Annotated in this window: 11 protein-coding genes; 5 read left to right on the top strand and 6 right to left on the bottom strand. The window is 71.2% G+C overall.

What is annotated here, in order from left to right:
- Nucleotides 1-34: 34 nt before the first annotated feature.
- Together ACSC1Q_RS23615 and ACSC1Q_RS23610 are read right to left on the bottom strand one after the other, a co-directional pair.
- Nucleotides 35-3,862, bottom strand: coding sequence for an SCO7613 C-terminal domain-containing membrane protein (locus ACSC1Q_RS23615; RefSeq protein ID WP_436760879.1), 3,828 nt, complete (start codon nt 3,860-3,862; stop codon nt 35-37).
- A 94-nt stretch (nt 3,863-3,956) separates the two neighbouring features.
- Nucleotides 3,957-5,204 carry a hypothetical protein gene (locus ACSC1Q_RS23610; protein WP_436760878.1) on the bottom strand — a complete coding sequence of 416 codons (1,248 nt, stop codon included), beginning with the start codon at nt 5,202-5,204 and terminating at the stop codon, nt 3,957-3,959.
- A gap of 118 nt (nt 5,205-5,322) precedes the next feature.
- Here ACSC1Q_RS23610 and ACSC1Q_RS23605 point away from each other — a divergent pair, with 118 nt between their 5' ends.
- A complete protein-coding gene (locus ACSC1Q_RS23605; RefSeq protein ID WP_436760877.1) occupies nt 5,323-6,291 on the top strand; it encodes an aldo/keto reductase in 969 nt (322 codons plus the stop codon).
- 176 nt (nt 6,292-6,467) lie between these two features.
- On the opposite strand, the gene thpR is transcribed toward ACSC1Q_RS23605, so the two are convergent.
- The 3 genes from thpR to ACSC1Q_RS23590 form a co-directional block, all read right to left on the bottom strand.
- Nucleotides 6,468-7,058, bottom strand: coding sequence for an RNA 2',3'-cyclic phosphodiesterase (gene thpR, locus ACSC1Q_RS23600; protein ID WP_436760876.1), 591 nt, complete (start codon nt 7,056-7,058; stop codon nt 6,468-6,470).
- Nucleotides 7,012-8,553, bottom strand: coding sequence for an MFS transporter (locus ACSC1Q_RS23595; protein ID WP_436760875.1), 1,542 nt, complete (start codon nt 8,551-8,553; stop codon nt 7,012-7,014). The genes thpR and ACSC1Q_RS23595 overlap by 47 nt, the downstream gene beginning before the upstream one ends.
- Before the next feature lie 125 nt (nt 8,554-8,678).
- The gene (locus ACSC1Q_RS23590; protein ID WP_436760874.1) at nt 8,679-9,134 is read right to left on the bottom strand and encodes a MarR family winged helix-turn-helix transcriptional regulator; all 456 of its coding nucleotides are present in this window, start codon (nt 9,132-9,134) and stop codon (nt 8,679-8,681) included.
- Between the two features lie 481 nt (nt 9,135-9,615).
- Here ACSC1Q_RS23590 and ACSC1Q_RS23585 point away from each other — a divergent pair, with 481 nt between their 5' ends.
- The 3 genes from ACSC1Q_RS23585 (at nt 9,616) to ACSC1Q_RS23575 (ending at nt 12,486) form a co-directional block, all read left to right on the top strand.
- The gene (locus tag ACSC1Q_RS23585; protein WP_436760873.1) at nt 9,616-10,242 is read left to right on the top strand and encodes a hypothetical protein; all 627 of its coding nucleotides are present in this window, start codon (nt 9,616-9,618) and stop codon (nt 10,240-10,242) included.
- Between the two features lie 327 nt (nt 10,243-10,569).
- Nucleotides 10,570-11,040 carry a hypothetical protein gene (locus ACSC1Q_RS23580; protein WP_436760872.1) on the top strand — a complete coding sequence of 157 codons (471 nt, stop codon included), beginning with the start codon at nt 10,570-10,572 and terminating at the stop codon, nt 11,038-11,040.
- Nucleotides 11,041-11,355: 315 nt separating this feature from the next.
- The gene (locus ACSC1Q_RS23575; protein ID WP_436760871.1) at nt 11,356-12,486 is read left to right on the top strand and encodes a hypothetical protein; all 1,131 of its coding nucleotides are present in this window, start codon (nt 11,356-11,358) and stop codon (nt 12,484-12,486) included.
- A gap of 111 nt (nt 12,487-12,597) precedes the next feature.
- On the opposite strand, the gene ACSC1Q_RS23570 is transcribed toward ACSC1Q_RS23575, so the two are convergent.
- Nucleotides 12,598-14,067 (bottom strand): NCS2 family permease, encoded by a 1,470-nt coding sequence (locus tag ACSC1Q_RS23570; RefSeq protein WP_436760870.1) that lies wholly within the window; start codon nt 14,065-14,067, stop codon nt 12,598-12,600.
- 131 nt (nt 14,068-14,198) lie between these two features.
- On the opposite strand from ACSC1Q_RS23570, the gene ACSC1Q_RS23565 reads away from it, so the two are divergent.
- A complete protein-coding gene (locus ACSC1Q_RS23565) occupies nt 14,199-14,456 on the top strand; it encodes a DUF2530 domain-containing protein (protein ID WP_436760869.1) in 258 nt (85 codons plus the stop codon).
- The last annotated feature ends 2 nt before the right edge of the window (nt 14,457-14,458 follow it).

Raw genomic sequence — 14,458 nt, 5'->3', positions numbered from 1 at the left:
CTCCCGGCCGGGCCCCGAGCCGCCTTGGGAACGGTCACCGCATCCGGCCGACCGCGCCCCGCAGGCGTCGTACGTCCCGCAGGCGTGCCTCGAAGGTCGCGCCGACGACCACGAGCAGCAGCCCGCCCAGCGCCATCGGCACCCATCGGGGCACCAGCACGACCACCTCCGCGATCCACGGCGCCAGTTCGTGCAGGGCGACGACGGCCAGGGTCAGCCCGCCGAGGACCGCCGGGGCCTGGAGCCGGAACCGGGCACCGATCAGCAGCACGGCCAGCGAGACCACGCCGAGCAGCAGCGGCCGGAACCAGCCCGAGCCGGTGAGCAGCGCGAGCATGCCGGGCACCAGGCTGGAGGCGAGCCCGGGACCGTAGGCGCCCCAGGACCGCGTCTCCCCTCCGCGCGCCCGCCACCAGCCGAACCCCAGCAGGACCAGCGAGAACGGCACCGTGTACGCCTCGATCACGCTGATGTCGGAGGCGAGCAGCCGCAGCCAGGCGGCCAGCAGCAGGAAGCCCGTTCCGGCGTATCCGGCCCACCGGCGATCGGGCCGCAGCGCCGTACCGGCCATCAGCACGCCCGCCACGGCGCAGGCCAGGCTCGCCGTCGGCAGGTCGGCCGAGGCGAGCGGCAGTCCCGCTCCCAGGAGGACGTACCCCGCCGCCTCCACGCCGGCCGCGAACGGCGTCCTCCCGAACCGGCCCGCCACGGCCGCCGCCGCGCAGGCCACGGCGAGCGGGCCGAACGCCGCGTACCGTACCGGCCAGTCCGGCGCCAGCCCGGCGGCCAGCGCCTCCCCGCCCGCCAGCAGCGTCGCCAGCCCCGCCGCGACCGGTGCCACCGCCCGTTCCCCGGGCGTGACCGCCTCCCCCGCGCCGATCCTCACCCCGGTCCTCACCCGGCCGCCCAGCACGACCGCCACGGCGATCACCGCCACGGCGGGAAGGACGACCAGGGTGGCGGGCTCGCTCATGAGGGCCCAGGAGATCGCGAAGAAAGCGGTCCACAGCGCCGCCACCCCGCCGGAGACCGCGTTCGCACGGCTCCGCGCCGCCACCCACGCCGTCGGGACGGTACCGGCGACGAACAACCCCAGTTCCATCCCGTACGGCAGGGCGACCGACACCGGCAGCGCCACCAGCACCGCGGGCCAGGCGAGCAGTGCCGCCCTGATCGCGCCCCGGCGCCGCGCGGCCTGCCAGGAGAACAGCACCGCCGCCACGGCGACGAGGCCGATCACCGCCACGAGCGTCGGATGGCCGCCCGAGGGGCCCGTCACGGCCGTCCACGGCCGTACGAGGGGGCGGTGGAAACCGAGGACCGCGCTGACTCCGGCGTGCGCGGAGACGACCGCGAACACCGCCAGCACGGCACTCAGTCCCAGCCCGGCGGATCGCCGGGGATCACCGCTCCTCACAGGTGTGGCCGGTGGGCCGACGCGCGGGGCGAGGAGTGCCGCGAGCACCGCACCGGCGGCCAGGGACAGGGACAGGCCGTCGCCCGCGGGAAGCCACCGGGTCCCGGCGGAGACCGCCCACACCAGGCCGGTCGCCGAGAGCACGCACGCGACCAGCGAGAACGCCGCCGCCTCACGCACCCGGGCCACGAACGCCGCCGCGCCCCACGCGACGAGCAGGACGCCGAGCGTCGCGTACGTGCCGGACCGTTCGGTGAGCGCGGTGACCGTCGCCACCGCGGACACCGCACCCGCGGCGATCGCGAAGGCCCCCGCCCATCGCGATCGCCGTACCAGGGTCACCCCGGCCACGAGGACGACGGCCAGCGCCGACAGGACCGCGAGGTCCACCCCGTGCCCCCAGCCGAAGGCGACGGGGGCGACGGCCGTCGCGAGCGTCCCCGCGGCGAGCGCGGCGAACCCCATGGCGGCCCGCCCCCGCGCGGCCGCCAGCGCCGAGGCGACGGCCAGCAGCCCCGACACGACCGGGAACTGCGGGAACGGCGCGATCAACCGGGCGTCGGCGAAGCCCGGGGACCCCGACCACACCTCACCCAGCCGGTTGAACGGGGCGAACAGAGTGAAGATCACTTCGTTCGCGAAGGGGAGCGCGGTGGCCGCCGCCAGCGCCCCGGCGAAGACGGCACCGGCCGAACGGACCCGCGGATCGCCCACGCCGGGCGCGTACAGCATGACCGCCGCCGTGACCAGCGCCGCCACCGTGTACGGCACGGCCCACCAGGTGGGCTGTGCCATCGGCCAGGCGGGGGCCGCGAGTCCCGCCGTCAGCGTGAGCGCCGAGACGGCGGTGACGACCGTGAGGCGGTCCGTGTCCCGCACCCCCCGCGCGACCGCGAGCCCGATCACGGCCAGCGCGACCAGCAGCAGGGCCTCCCCGAGCGAGTCGAGCGAGACGATCGCCGGAACGTCGCCGGGGAACGGGCCCATCTTCTTCAGGAGCGATTCCAGCAGCCCGTGACACACCCCCAGGCCCCACACCACGCCGAAACAGACCCCGACCGTCACCAGCGGCCCGCGCCCGCCGGACGCGCCCCCCTGCTCACCGGACACGTTCTCCGGCTCGCCGGAGGCGTCTCCGGGCTTGCCGGGGGCGTCATCGGTCTCGTCGGCCGTCTTCTCGCGCACGCCTGACGCTTCTCCGGGCTCGCCGGACGCCTTTCCGCGCGCTCCGGGCGCGCCTTCGAGAACGCCTGGTGCGTCTTCGGGTACGCCGGACGTCTCTCCGGGCGCCCCGTCCCGCCCGTGCCGAACCGGGTCGCCGGGCAGGACCGGTGACCCGTCTCCGGACGCGTCCCCTCGTGGGCCCTCGACCTTGATCTCGGCTTGGGTCGTGACCTCGGTCCCGGACTTCCCCGAGGCCATGGGCGTCGCCACTCCGGTGCCTGGCTCGGAACTCCGGCCCGCCGCGTGGAACACCAGGAAGGCGGCGTCGGCGGCGGCCGTCGCGGCGAGCGCGGCGGTGATCCACGGGGTCGCCTCGCCGAGAGCGAGCAGCGGGAGCGGGAACTGGGCGAGGACGATCGCGACGGGCAGCGGCAGCCGCAGCGGGAGGAGTCGCGAGTAGCCCGCCATGGCGAGCGCGACCAGGGCGAACAGCAGGGCGGCGTAGTGATGCCCGGCCAGGCCGCCGGCCCCGGCCAGCCCGGTCCGCCGGGCCGCGTAGCCGTCCAGGAGGAGCAGCGCCGCGCCGAGCATCGCGATGGTCTCGGCGGTGGTGACGAGCCCGCGCCTCACCAGGAGCCCCGGCGCGGCGAAGGTCAGCCCGGTGACGGCGGCGAGGATCGCCGCCCGGCCACCGAGGCCCATGCTCCCCCAGCTGACCACCGTGAACACCACGGCCGCGACGACCAGCAGCAGCCCGCCGAGGCCGAGCAGCAGGTTCTGCACCGCCCGGGGCGAGAAGTCCTTCCCCGGCCCTGGCTTTGTCCCTGGCCCTGTCCCCGGCTCTGTCCCCGGCTCTGCTCCCCGCCCTGGCGCCGTCTTCGACCACTGGGCGGGCTCGGGCGGCGTCTCCGGCCGTCCAGCGGGACCGCCACCGGCCAGGTGGGCCCGCTCCGGCCCGGTCTGCCCGGCCTGCTTTGGTTCGGCCTGTATCCGACCAGCCTGTTCCTGTTCAGACCGTTCTTGTCCGGCGCGCTCCCGGTCGGCCCGTTCCCGAGCTAGCAGGCCGAGCAGGTGGCCGCGCCGGGTGAGGAATTCCGCCTCGCGGGCGCGCAGCCCAGCGAGGGCGCCGTCGAGCCGCCACAGTTCGGCCGCCACCGGTCCCCGCAGAGGCAGCGCGCAGCGCGGGCAGCGCTCGTGTGTCCCCGCGAGGGGAGCCGAGCACTCAGGGCAGCCCACCCGCGAGGGAGAGCGAAGGCTCGGCGCGGGACCGTCGTCATGCATGGTCCGAAGGATTGCGCAAGCGGCTTGATGTCCGCTTGCGCCGAATCACTCAACCGGGTCTGAGTATCTCAGCCGGTTATCTCAGCCGGTTATCTCAGCGGGTTCTACGGGCGATCAGGGCGATGACACCGGTGGCGCCCACGGCGATGGCCAGCCAGAGGAGCACGGCCGAGATCGGCAGCCCCGCGTCCTCGCCCTCCCCGCCCTCACCACCGGTCCTCACCGCGGCGACCGGCGTGGGCTCCGGACCGCCGGTGGTGGCGGAGGCCGGGGTGGGAGCCGCCTCGCGACGGGCGGACGTGGGTTCGGGGGCCGCCGCGCCGAGGACCTCCTCGGGCAGCGGTACCCGGTAGACCGGGCTGCGGCTCCCCTCGCTGCCGGTCAGCAGGTATTTGCCGTCGCGCGTGTAGGTGATCGACTCGGCCTGCTGCAACTCCGGCATCGTCACCCGGGCGATCTGCTCTCCCGGGGCGCGATAGACCGTGGCGGAGAAGTAGGTACGGATCACGAAACTCGACCCGTCGGGGGCGTAGGCGGCGTCGGTGGCCATGATGGGCGCGGAGCCGACCTTGCGGAGCACGTTGACCCTGTCGGTGCGCAGCCGCTTCGGGGCCTGGTAGACGGCACCGGCGAACTGCTTGGTCACGATGGAGAGGCGGCCGGTGCGGGGGTGCACCAGGATGCCCTCGGCGTTGTGCCCGCCGTCCTCGTAGCGGAACCGGTAACGCACGGCGGGGAGGACCGCGTCGCTCAGGGTGTCGGGCTCCGCCACCCTGTACACGGAGATGTCCGGCCAGGCGCCTTCGAGGTTGTCGCCGATGTCGGCGAACCAGAGCACCCCCCGCCCGGTCCGCGGGTCGGTGGAGGCCGCCATGCCCTCCCAGTCGCGGGAGGCCGCCCCCCGCAGGGTGAAGGTCGCGCGGGTCCGCCCGTCTGGGCCGACCGCGAAGAACACCGGCCCCGCGGAGCTGTCGTTGTGGGTGTAGTAGACGTCCTTGCCGGTCGGTGAGACCGCCAGCCCGCTCGACTCGGTGATCCGGCTGTCCTTGAAGCGGAAGAGGATCCGCTCCCCGCCGTCCGCCCGCCCGGCACCCGCGGGTACGCCGTACTCCCCCGCCCGCGTACCGTCCCCCGACTCCCGCACCGCCCCCGCCCCCGCCCCCGCCCCCGCCCGCGTACCGTGCCCTGACTCCCGCACCGCCTCCGTACCGTGGTGTCCCGCGTCTCCCCGGCCGCTCCGCCCCTCGCCCGCCCACGCGCCCTGTCCCGCGAGGACCGCGGCCGCGACCAGGCCGGTCACCGCGAACACGCGGACCGAGACTTCCCCCGACTTACTCAGCATCCAGCCATCATGCCCCGGCGGTGCGCGCGGGCGTCACAGACGTGGCGGGTCCGGACGACACGGATTGCCTAGCGGATCGGCTCGCCTGGAGTGCACTCCAGGTACCTAGGGTGAACGTATGGATTACACGCAGCTTGGCCGTACCGGCCTGAAGGTCAGCCGCCTCTGCCTGGGCACGATGAACTTCGGCCCCTTGACCACGGAGGAAGACTCCTTCGCGATCATGGACCACGCCCATGAGCTGGGGATCAACTTCTTCGACACCGCCAACGTCTACGGCTGGAAGAAGGGCGAGGGCGTCACCGAGCAGATCATCGGCCGCTGGTTCGCCAAGGGGGGCGGGCGCCGGGAGAAGACGGTGATCGCCACGAAGCTCTACGGCTCGATGGGAGACTGGCCCAACGAGGGCCAGCTGTCCGCGCTCAACATCCGCCGCGCCGCCGACGCGTCGCTGAAGCGGATGCAGACCGACCACATCGACCTCTACCAGGCGCACCACGTCGACCGGAACACCCCGTTCGACGAGTTCTGGGAGGCCATGGACATCCTCAAGCAGCAGGGCAAGATCCTGTACGTGGGGTCGTCCAACTTCGCGGGCTGGCACATCGCCAAGGCCCAGGAGAGCGCGCGACGCCGCAACGGCGTCGGCCTGGTCTCCGAGCAGTCCCACTACAACCTGATCGTCCGCGCGCCGGAGCTTGAGGTGATCCCGGCGGCCGAGGACTACGGTGTGGGCCTGATCCCGTGGAGCCCGCTCGCGGGCGGCCTGCTCGGCGGCATCCTGCGGAAGATCGACAAGGGGCGTTCGGCCTCGGAGCAGATCACCAAGCAGCTCGACAAGCACCGCGACAAGATCGAGCGTTACGAGGAGTTCTGCGACGAGCTCGGCGAGGACCCGGCGAACGTCGGCCTGGCGTGGCTGCTCCACCAGAAGGTCGTCACCGCGCCGATCATCGGGCCGCGCACGCTCGACCAGCTCGACGGCACCGCGAAGGCGCTGGAGATCGTTCTGGACGAGAAGGCCCTGGCCCGCCTGGACGAGATCTTCCCCGGTTTCAAGACGGCGCCCGAGCACTACGCCTGGTAGCGGGTGCCGGTCGTACGGCACCCGAACGGGCCGGTGGACCACCGTGAGATCCGGGAATCCGGGAAACGCCGCCGGGAGGCGGCTAGGACACGAGGGCGCCGATCACCACGAGGAGCACGAGCAGTGCGAGCACCGTGGGCAGCAGCCAGCGACGGGGACGATCCACGTCCTGGAGCCTAGCTCTGCCCATGGGGTGCCCGTGCCGTCAGATGCCATTCCTCGACCGTCTCGTAGCGAGCCTCGGCCCCGCCGGGGGGCCCGCCCCCGAAGTCGCTCCGTACCAGATGCACCGTCCCCGCCTCCCACGCGGCGCCGGAGAACGTCCCGAACGCCTCGACCAGAGGGCTCACGTCCATGTCGGCACGGCACCGGGCCAGGCTCAGGTGCGGCGCGAACCTCCGGCGATCCGTCTGCCCGGCTCCGGCACCCAGCGCCTCGGTTCCGACGTGGTCGGCCAGGCGGGCGAGACCGTTGCGGTCGCCCCCCAGGCCGGTCAGGAAGACCCGCGCCCGACCGGCGGAGGGAAACGCACCGGCACCGGTGAGGGACAGCGTCATCGGCGAGTGGCGCGTGGCGGCTCCGGCGAGCCGCGTACGCAGCTCGGGCAGCGCCCGGTCGGGCACCTCCCCGAGGAACGACAGCGTCACATGCCAGTTCGCCGGGTCCAGCCAGCGAAGCCCCGGCCAGCGCGGCCGGTGGGCTTCGAGGGCGAGGACGAGTTCATCGCGCACCGGCGGTGGCGGCAGCAACCCCACGAACAGCCGCATTCGACCTCCTGCTGATCACCTTCGTCAGCATTATGGCCACACCGGAGCCGATCAGGGTGAGCGCACCGCCCACCATCACCCCCGCGCGCGGGCCGCCCAGATCGGAGATCCAGCCGAGCAGCAGCGCGCCGAAGGGGGCTCCCCCGGTGAACACGAGCACGTAGATCCCCATCACCCGGCCGCGCATCTCCGGCGAGGTGGCGAGCTGCACGCTGGCGTTGGCGGCGGTGTTCACCGAGATCAACGCGATGCCCGCGGGCACGAGCGAGACCAGGTAGAGCGGGTACCACGGGGCCAGGCCGCTGATGATCTGGAACAGGCCGAACGCGACCGCGCCGCCGAGCAGCAGCTTCCGGCTGGGCCGTACCCGCCGCGCCGCCATGAGCGCGCCCGCCAGCGCGCCGACCGCGAACATGCTGGAGGCCAGCCCGAACGAGGCCGCGCCCGCCCCGAAGACCTGACGCGCCATGAGCGCGATCGACATCGAGAACGACTGCGTGAACAGCGAGACGAAGGCGATCAGCAGTATCGGCATGAGCAGCTCGGGCCGCACCATCACGTAGCGCAGGCCCTCGCGGAGCTGGCCCTTCGCCCTCGGCACCGGCTCCGGGGTGGTCAGCTCGGAGGTGCGCATGAGCATCAGACCGGCGAGCACGCCCGCGAAGGAGAGCGCGTTGATCAGGAAGATCGGGCCGGTGCCGCCGAGCGCGTAGATCAGGACACCCGCGACGGCCGGACCGACCACGCGGGCCAGGTTGAAGCTCGACGCGTTCAGCGCGATCGCGTTGGACAGGTCCTTGCGGCCGACCATCTCCACGACGAACGACTGCCTGGTCGGTACCTCGACACAGGCGATGAGGCCGAGCAGGAAGGCCATCACGAAGACCTGCCAGACCTGGGCCGAGCCGGTCACGACGAGCACGCCCATGGCGAGCGCGAGCAGGCCCATGAGCGACTGGGCGACGATCAGCAGCAACCGCTTGGGATAGCGGTCGGCGAGCATGCCGCCCCAGAGGCCGAAGAGCAGCAACGGCAGGAACTGCAGCATGACGGTCACGCCCAGCGCGAAGGCGCTGCCGTTCGTCAGGTCGAGCACCAGCAGGTCCTGCGCGGTGCGCTGCATCCACGAGCCGACGTTGGAGACCACGCCTCCGGCCGCGAACAGCCGGTAGTTGTAGACGCGCAGGGACCGGAACATCCCGCCCCGCGTCTCGGGCACGGGCTGGGCCGTCCCGCTCTCGGTGGCCTGGAACTCGTTCGCGGTGGCGGCGACCCTCGCGGCCCGCCGCCGCCGGACCCTCGCCCTCAGCCCGGTCTTCCGGCCGCGCCTCCGGCCCTGGCTCCCGCCGGGCTCCTTGGTCGGCTTGGTCGGCTCGGTCGGCGCCTTGGTCGGCGTCGCATAGGACGCCCGGCCCGGCTCCCCGTCCGGATTTACACCCGACTCCTGGCCTGGCTCCCCGTCCGGCTTCGTACCGGACTCCCGGCCGGGCTCCACACGCGGCTCCCGGCCCGGTTCCCCGTCAGGCTCCTCGCGCGGCTTCGTACCTGGTTCTTCGCCTGGCGCGGCGGATACCCCGGCGTCGCGCGGGACCGCCGGGGCCTCGGGTTCCTCGGGGTCGGCTAGATCCGGCTGAGCTTCTCCAGTATCGGAGCCGCCTGCCGGAGCGTCGCCCTCTCCTCGGGTGTCAGCTCCTTCAGCCGCTGTGTCAGCCACGCCTCCTTGAGGCGCCGCTCCTCCCTCAGCAGGGTTGAGCCCTGCTCGGTCACGCCCACGGTCACCTGCCGCCGGTCGGTCGGGTGCGGTGTACGTGACACCAGCTCCCGCTCGGCCAGCACGGCGATCACGCGGGTCATCGAGGGCGGCTGGACCTTCTCCAGCTCGGCCAATTCGCCGGGGGTTATCCCGGAATGCCGTTCTACGGCGGCGAGCGTCGCGAGCTGGGTGGGCGTCAGCGAGTGCACCGCGGCCTGCCTGCGCAGGCGTCTGTTCAGTCGTGCCAGCGACACGCGCAGAGCCGAAGCCAGACCGGCGTCGCTGCGCAGGCTCGCGACGTGGTCCTTCCTGGGGTGATTCATTAGCGCAAGTCATTACCTTTGCTAACTATATACGTATACACGTGATTCCCTCCAACGGGTTTCCTTCTCGGCGCGGGCCGTACAGCGTGCCAGACGGACGGGGGATCGCCAACCTCGCCCGGAGCGCCCGGTGCCCACCGGGTCTCCGAGCCCGTTGACCTCATCTGTGCCCCGGAGGCAGGGGGTTCACCGCACGCCGGGCTCCCGGCCCGTGGACGTGAAAGCCGTACGGCGGCGGGGCGGCCCGCAATCCCGGTGATCGGAGCGAGCGGGGTCATCGGGGTGATCGGGGTGATCGGGGTGATCGGGGTGATCGGCCGGAGAAGATTCCACTCGCCGGAGCGGTCGGCCGACGCGCGGCCCCCAAATCTCACCAGGTCTCCACCGGATCTCACCGGATTCTCAGAGAGGGATGAGGGGGGTCTCATGTAGTCGCCCGACCATCGGTTCGATAGGTGCTCCACATCGGACTAGGAGTCATATGAACCGCACCAAGCGCATGATCATTATCGCCGGCGTCGGCACCGCTCTGGCCGGAGGGCTGGCCATTCCCGTGGCGGCCTGGGCGACCAGCCCCACTCCCACGCCGTCGTCCTCCTCCTCGGCGACCCCCGGTACCGCCCCCGACGGCGCGGGGCACGGCCCGCGTGGTGGCCGCGGCCCCGGTGGCCCCGGTGGCCCCGGCCACCACGGGGAGATGGCCGCCGAGCTCGCCAAGATCCTCGGTGTCGACGAGGCCAAGGTCACCGCGGCCCTGGAGGAGCTACGGAAGGAAGGCGGACCGGGCCGTCCGCCCAAGGACGCCGAGCAGGCCGCCCCGAAGGACCCGAAGGAAGGGGCCGGAACGGCGGCCGAGCAGGAACGGGCCGAGGCCCTGGCCACCAAGCTCGGCCTCACGGCGGACAAGGTCACAGCCGCGCTGGAGACGCTCCACAAGCAACGCGAAGCCGCGGCAGAGGCGGTCATCGCCGAACGCCTGAAGGCGGCCGTCACCTCCGGCACGCTCACCCAGGCCGAATCCGACGCCGTCCTCAAGGCGTACCGCGCGGGACTGATTCCCGGCGGCCCCGGCGGCCTTGGTGGCCCTGGTGGTCCCGGAAGGCGTTGAGCCAGAGAGCGTCAGAGAGAGTCCCGGAGAGCCTTGCGCAGGACGGTACACAGGCAGTGATCGCGCAGGGCGGCACACGAGCAGTGATCCCAGGGGGCACCGCGCAGGGCGGCGCACAGGGGAGGAAGGCGCCGAGCACGACGGAGCACGAGAAGGAGGGCGTCGAGCGATCCGGCACTCGGAAAGGGGGCGTTGGACAGGACGGCACTCGGGAAGGCCGCAAGGTCGCCGTCCGGCCGGACCGCCTGAGAACGATCGCCGCCCGTGGGATCTTCTTCTCCTGAGGCGATCGCTGGTGTCGGCGTTGCTGGCGCTCTCCGTGACGGCGTGCGGCACATCCGGCCAGGCCGGCACATCCGCCCCGTCCGGCACACCCAGCTCAACCAGCTCAACCGGCACATCCAGCCCAGCCGGCACGCCCGGCTCAGCGGGCACGCCCGGCTCAGCGGGCACGCCCGGCTCAGCGGGCACGCCCGGCTCAGCGGGCACGCCCGGCTCAGCGGGCACGCCCGGCTCAGCGGGCACGCCCGGACACCCGCCCACGGCGACGGAGCCGGCCGGTGTGAAACCGTCGCCGTGGCTGCCCGGGGTGAACCATCCGACGCCCGCCCCGGCCATGGGCATCTGGAAGGAGACCACACTGCCCGGAGCTGGACGTACGAGACGACACCTGGCCGCCGGAACGCCCCCGGCATCTTCGACCTCGCGCTGGTTCCGGGCGGCGACCAGGTGATCGCGGTCGGCGGCGAGCCCGCGTTCGACGAGAACAGCACGGCCTGGATCTGGACGAGGTACTGAGAGCGGCCACCCACCGACCGGGAAGGTCTCCGGCGCGGCGACCACCCGGCCGTCCTTCCCTTCGCCGACCACGCGCTGGCGCCCCACCTGCCCGCCGTGGACGCCACACTCGACGGCCATCCCGTACGCGCCCACAACGACACCGGGAAACAACCCGGCGACCGCCCACATCAGCGGGTGGACCTCGCGGGCCTTGATCAGCACGAAGGTGACGAAGCCCGCACCGATACCGGTCGCGATGGACGAGTCCGACGGCACGTTCGGAACCATCATCGACCTTGATCCGTCTGACACCAGGTGAGGGCTCAGCGTGGCATGAGACGGTTCATCCTGTCATTGGCACTGCTTGTCTGTACGGGAACCGCCTGCACGTCACACCAACCGCCCGAACGGCCCGCACAACTTCCCGCGCTGCCGCAGCTCACTCCGGTCAGCGACGTGTGGCCGGAAGCAGTCATCACGGTGCCCGGCAAGCTCAAGAACGGCACGGCGGTGCTACCCGTTGCGATGCTCAGCGCGAATGCGGTTCTCCTGACAACCCGCGAGCGACGTCCGACGTTCCTGAGCCTCGACCTTCGGACCGACCACCCGCGCGTACTGGCCACCGCACCGAAATGGGCGGCATGCGGTGGGTGCTTCGAAATCCAGCGGACGGCTGTCAGCGCCACACAGGTGGCCTTGCTGATCAAGGGTTACAAGTCGGATTCACAGTACGAAGGCCAGCGCCAAGTGGAGCTGTGGGCCATGCCCCGATCCGGCGGCCCGATGCGGAAGGTGACCGGGCTGCCGGCCAACGGGCAGGATCATCTTCGTGGTTTCGAGATCACCAACGACCTCGCGGTCTGGTGGAATTCCGACGGCATATGGCGAGTCCCCCTCACCGGTGGCGAGCCCGAGCGGGTTCTTCCGGAAAGGGATCTTCTTGTCACCTCTTGGCCATGGGCATATGACGAAAAGCGACAGAGCGTCATCAACATGGTGAACCGCCACGAAAGCCAAGTACGGCCCGGAGACAACATCGACGACCTCCGCTGCGGATCGATGTGGTGCGTCGGGCGCGTCATCCCTCAGCCCTATGGGGTCATGACAGCCGTGGTTCAGCGGACGGACGGCTCCGGACGCACGACCATTCCGGGAACCCCTCTGGACCTGGCTCCGATCCGGGACAGGCTCGCTCTCTTCGGCCTTCCCGGCGTCTTTGGCGATGACTCTGTCGCGGTCACTTGGGGAAGCAGCCGGCTGGGGCCTTCGATCCAGCTGTATGACAGGTGCACCCGGCAGGCCGCGTTACTCGGATCGCCCGACAAGACAAAGGCCCAGGCCACCTGGAACGAGATCGAGTTCGGTGCGGCGACGCCGAACGGCCCGACCTTGTTCTGGAAGACCACCCGTGGGCGCTACACGGTGCTGGATCTTTCCCGCGTCACCGATCCGCCCTGCGCCTGAGATACCAAACGACGGTGACCGGACAACCTCGCGGGTTCGGAACGAATCGAGAGACACGCAGAAGGCCGTCATGGTGATCGTCTCTCACCATGACGGCCTTCGGGTCGTCGCTCAGACGAGGCCGAGCAGCGCCTTGATCGGGCCGAGCGCGAAGTAGATCAGGAACAGTCCCGCGACCGTCCACATCAGCGGGTGGACCTCGCGGGCCTTGCCCTTGACGGCCTTGATCAGCACGAAGGTGACGAAGCCCGCGCCGATACCGGTCGCGATGGAGTACGTGAACGGCATCAGGACGATCGTGAGGAACGCCGGGATGGAGATCTCGTAGTCGGTGAAGTCGATCTCGCGGATGGCGGTCATCATCAGGAAGCCGACCACGACCAGGGCGGGGGCCGCGGCCTCGTAGGGGACGACGGCGACGAGCGGCGAGACGAAGATGGCGAGCAGGAACAGCACGCCGGTGACGACGCTGGCGAGGCCGGTGCGGGCCCCCTCACCGACACCCGCCGCCGACTCGATGTAGGTCGTGTTGGAGGAGACGGAGCCCGCGCCTCCGGCCGCCGCGCCGATCGAGTCGACGAGGAGGATCTCGCGGGTCCTGGGCAGGGTGCCGTCCTCCCTGATCAGCCCGGCCTGGCCGCCGACGCCCACGATCGTGCCCATGGTGTCGAAGAAGTCGGTGATCAGCAGGGTGAAGATGAGCAGCAGGGCCAGGATGACCGAGACCGAGCCGAAGGCGCCGAGCGGGTCGAACTCCCTGAACAGCACCAGCGGGTTGTTGAAGCCGAAGATCTGCTCGGGCAGCTGGGGGACGACGAGCTGCCAGCCCGCGGGGTTCGGCGGCTGACCCGGTGTCACCGAGGCGCCGACCTTGGCGATCGCCTCGACGACGACCGCGAGGACGGTGGTGGCGATGATGCCGATCAGGATGGCGCCCTTGGTCTGGCGCGCCACCAGAAGCACGATCAGCAGCAGACCGGCCACGAAGACGAGGATCGGCCAGCTGGTCAGCGAGCCCGCGATGCCGAGTTCCAGCGGCGGCCCGGCCGCCACCCGGCGGACGAAGCCGGCGTCCACGAAGCCGATCAGGGCGATGAACAGGCCGATGCCGACGCTGATCGCCGTCTTGAGCTGGGGTGGGATGGCGTTGAAAACGGCGGTACGGAACCCGGTCAGCACCAGGAGCGCGATGATCACGCCCTCCAGGAACACCAGGCCCATCGCCGACTCCCAGGACATCTGCGAGGCGATGCCGTAGGTGACGAAGGCGTTCAGGCCGAGGCCCGCGGCCATCGCGAAGGGAACCTTGCCGATGACTCCCATCAGGATGCTGAGCAGTCCGGCCACGAGGGCGGTACCGGCCGCGACGAGCGGGATGTTGGGTGTGCTCCCGTCACCGATGAACTGGCCTTCGGCGTCCTTGACGGTGGCGATGATCAAGGGGTTGAGCACGACGATGTAGGCCATCGTGAAGAACGTGGCGAACCCGCCGCGCACCTCCCGGCCCACGGACGAGCCACGATCAGAGATGAAGAAGAAACGGTCAATCTTACTTATTCGGGGGGTTTTAACATCATTCACTCACGCAGAGTGACAGCGGGATTCTCTCCCCGGAAGACCCGGCTGTTGATGGTGATGCTTTCGAGACGGATTCGCGTCTTGATGTGATCCGTTTTGCGAACAGTGAGACGTCGTCGCCTAGTCTGGAGCGCGTGAACCAGCCACGACGCCCGGATCTGCAGCCGTTGAAGACCAACGACACGCTCACGATCCTCACGGGTACGGGCCTGTGGGCCATCGCCCTGGTCGTGCTCCTGGTCGCCCAGCCGGATCCCGAGTATCGCTGGTGGATCTGGACCTGCGTGTCGGGCATCTGCGGCGGCCTCTTCGGCCTCTGGTTCGTACGCCGCCGCAACCGCCGCCGGCCGCCGCCCGAGGAGCCGATCGAGCCGACCACCGCGATCCTGTGACT

It is taken from the genome of Streptosporangium heterodermiicola, assembly GCF_051390675.1.
Classification (GTDB): domain Bacteria; phylum Actinomycetota; class Actinomycetes; order Streptosporangiales; family Streptosporangiaceae; genus Streptosporangium.
The sequence above is the reverse complement of the archived record's forward strand: the minus strand, read 5'-3'. Positions and strand labels throughout refer to the sequence as shown.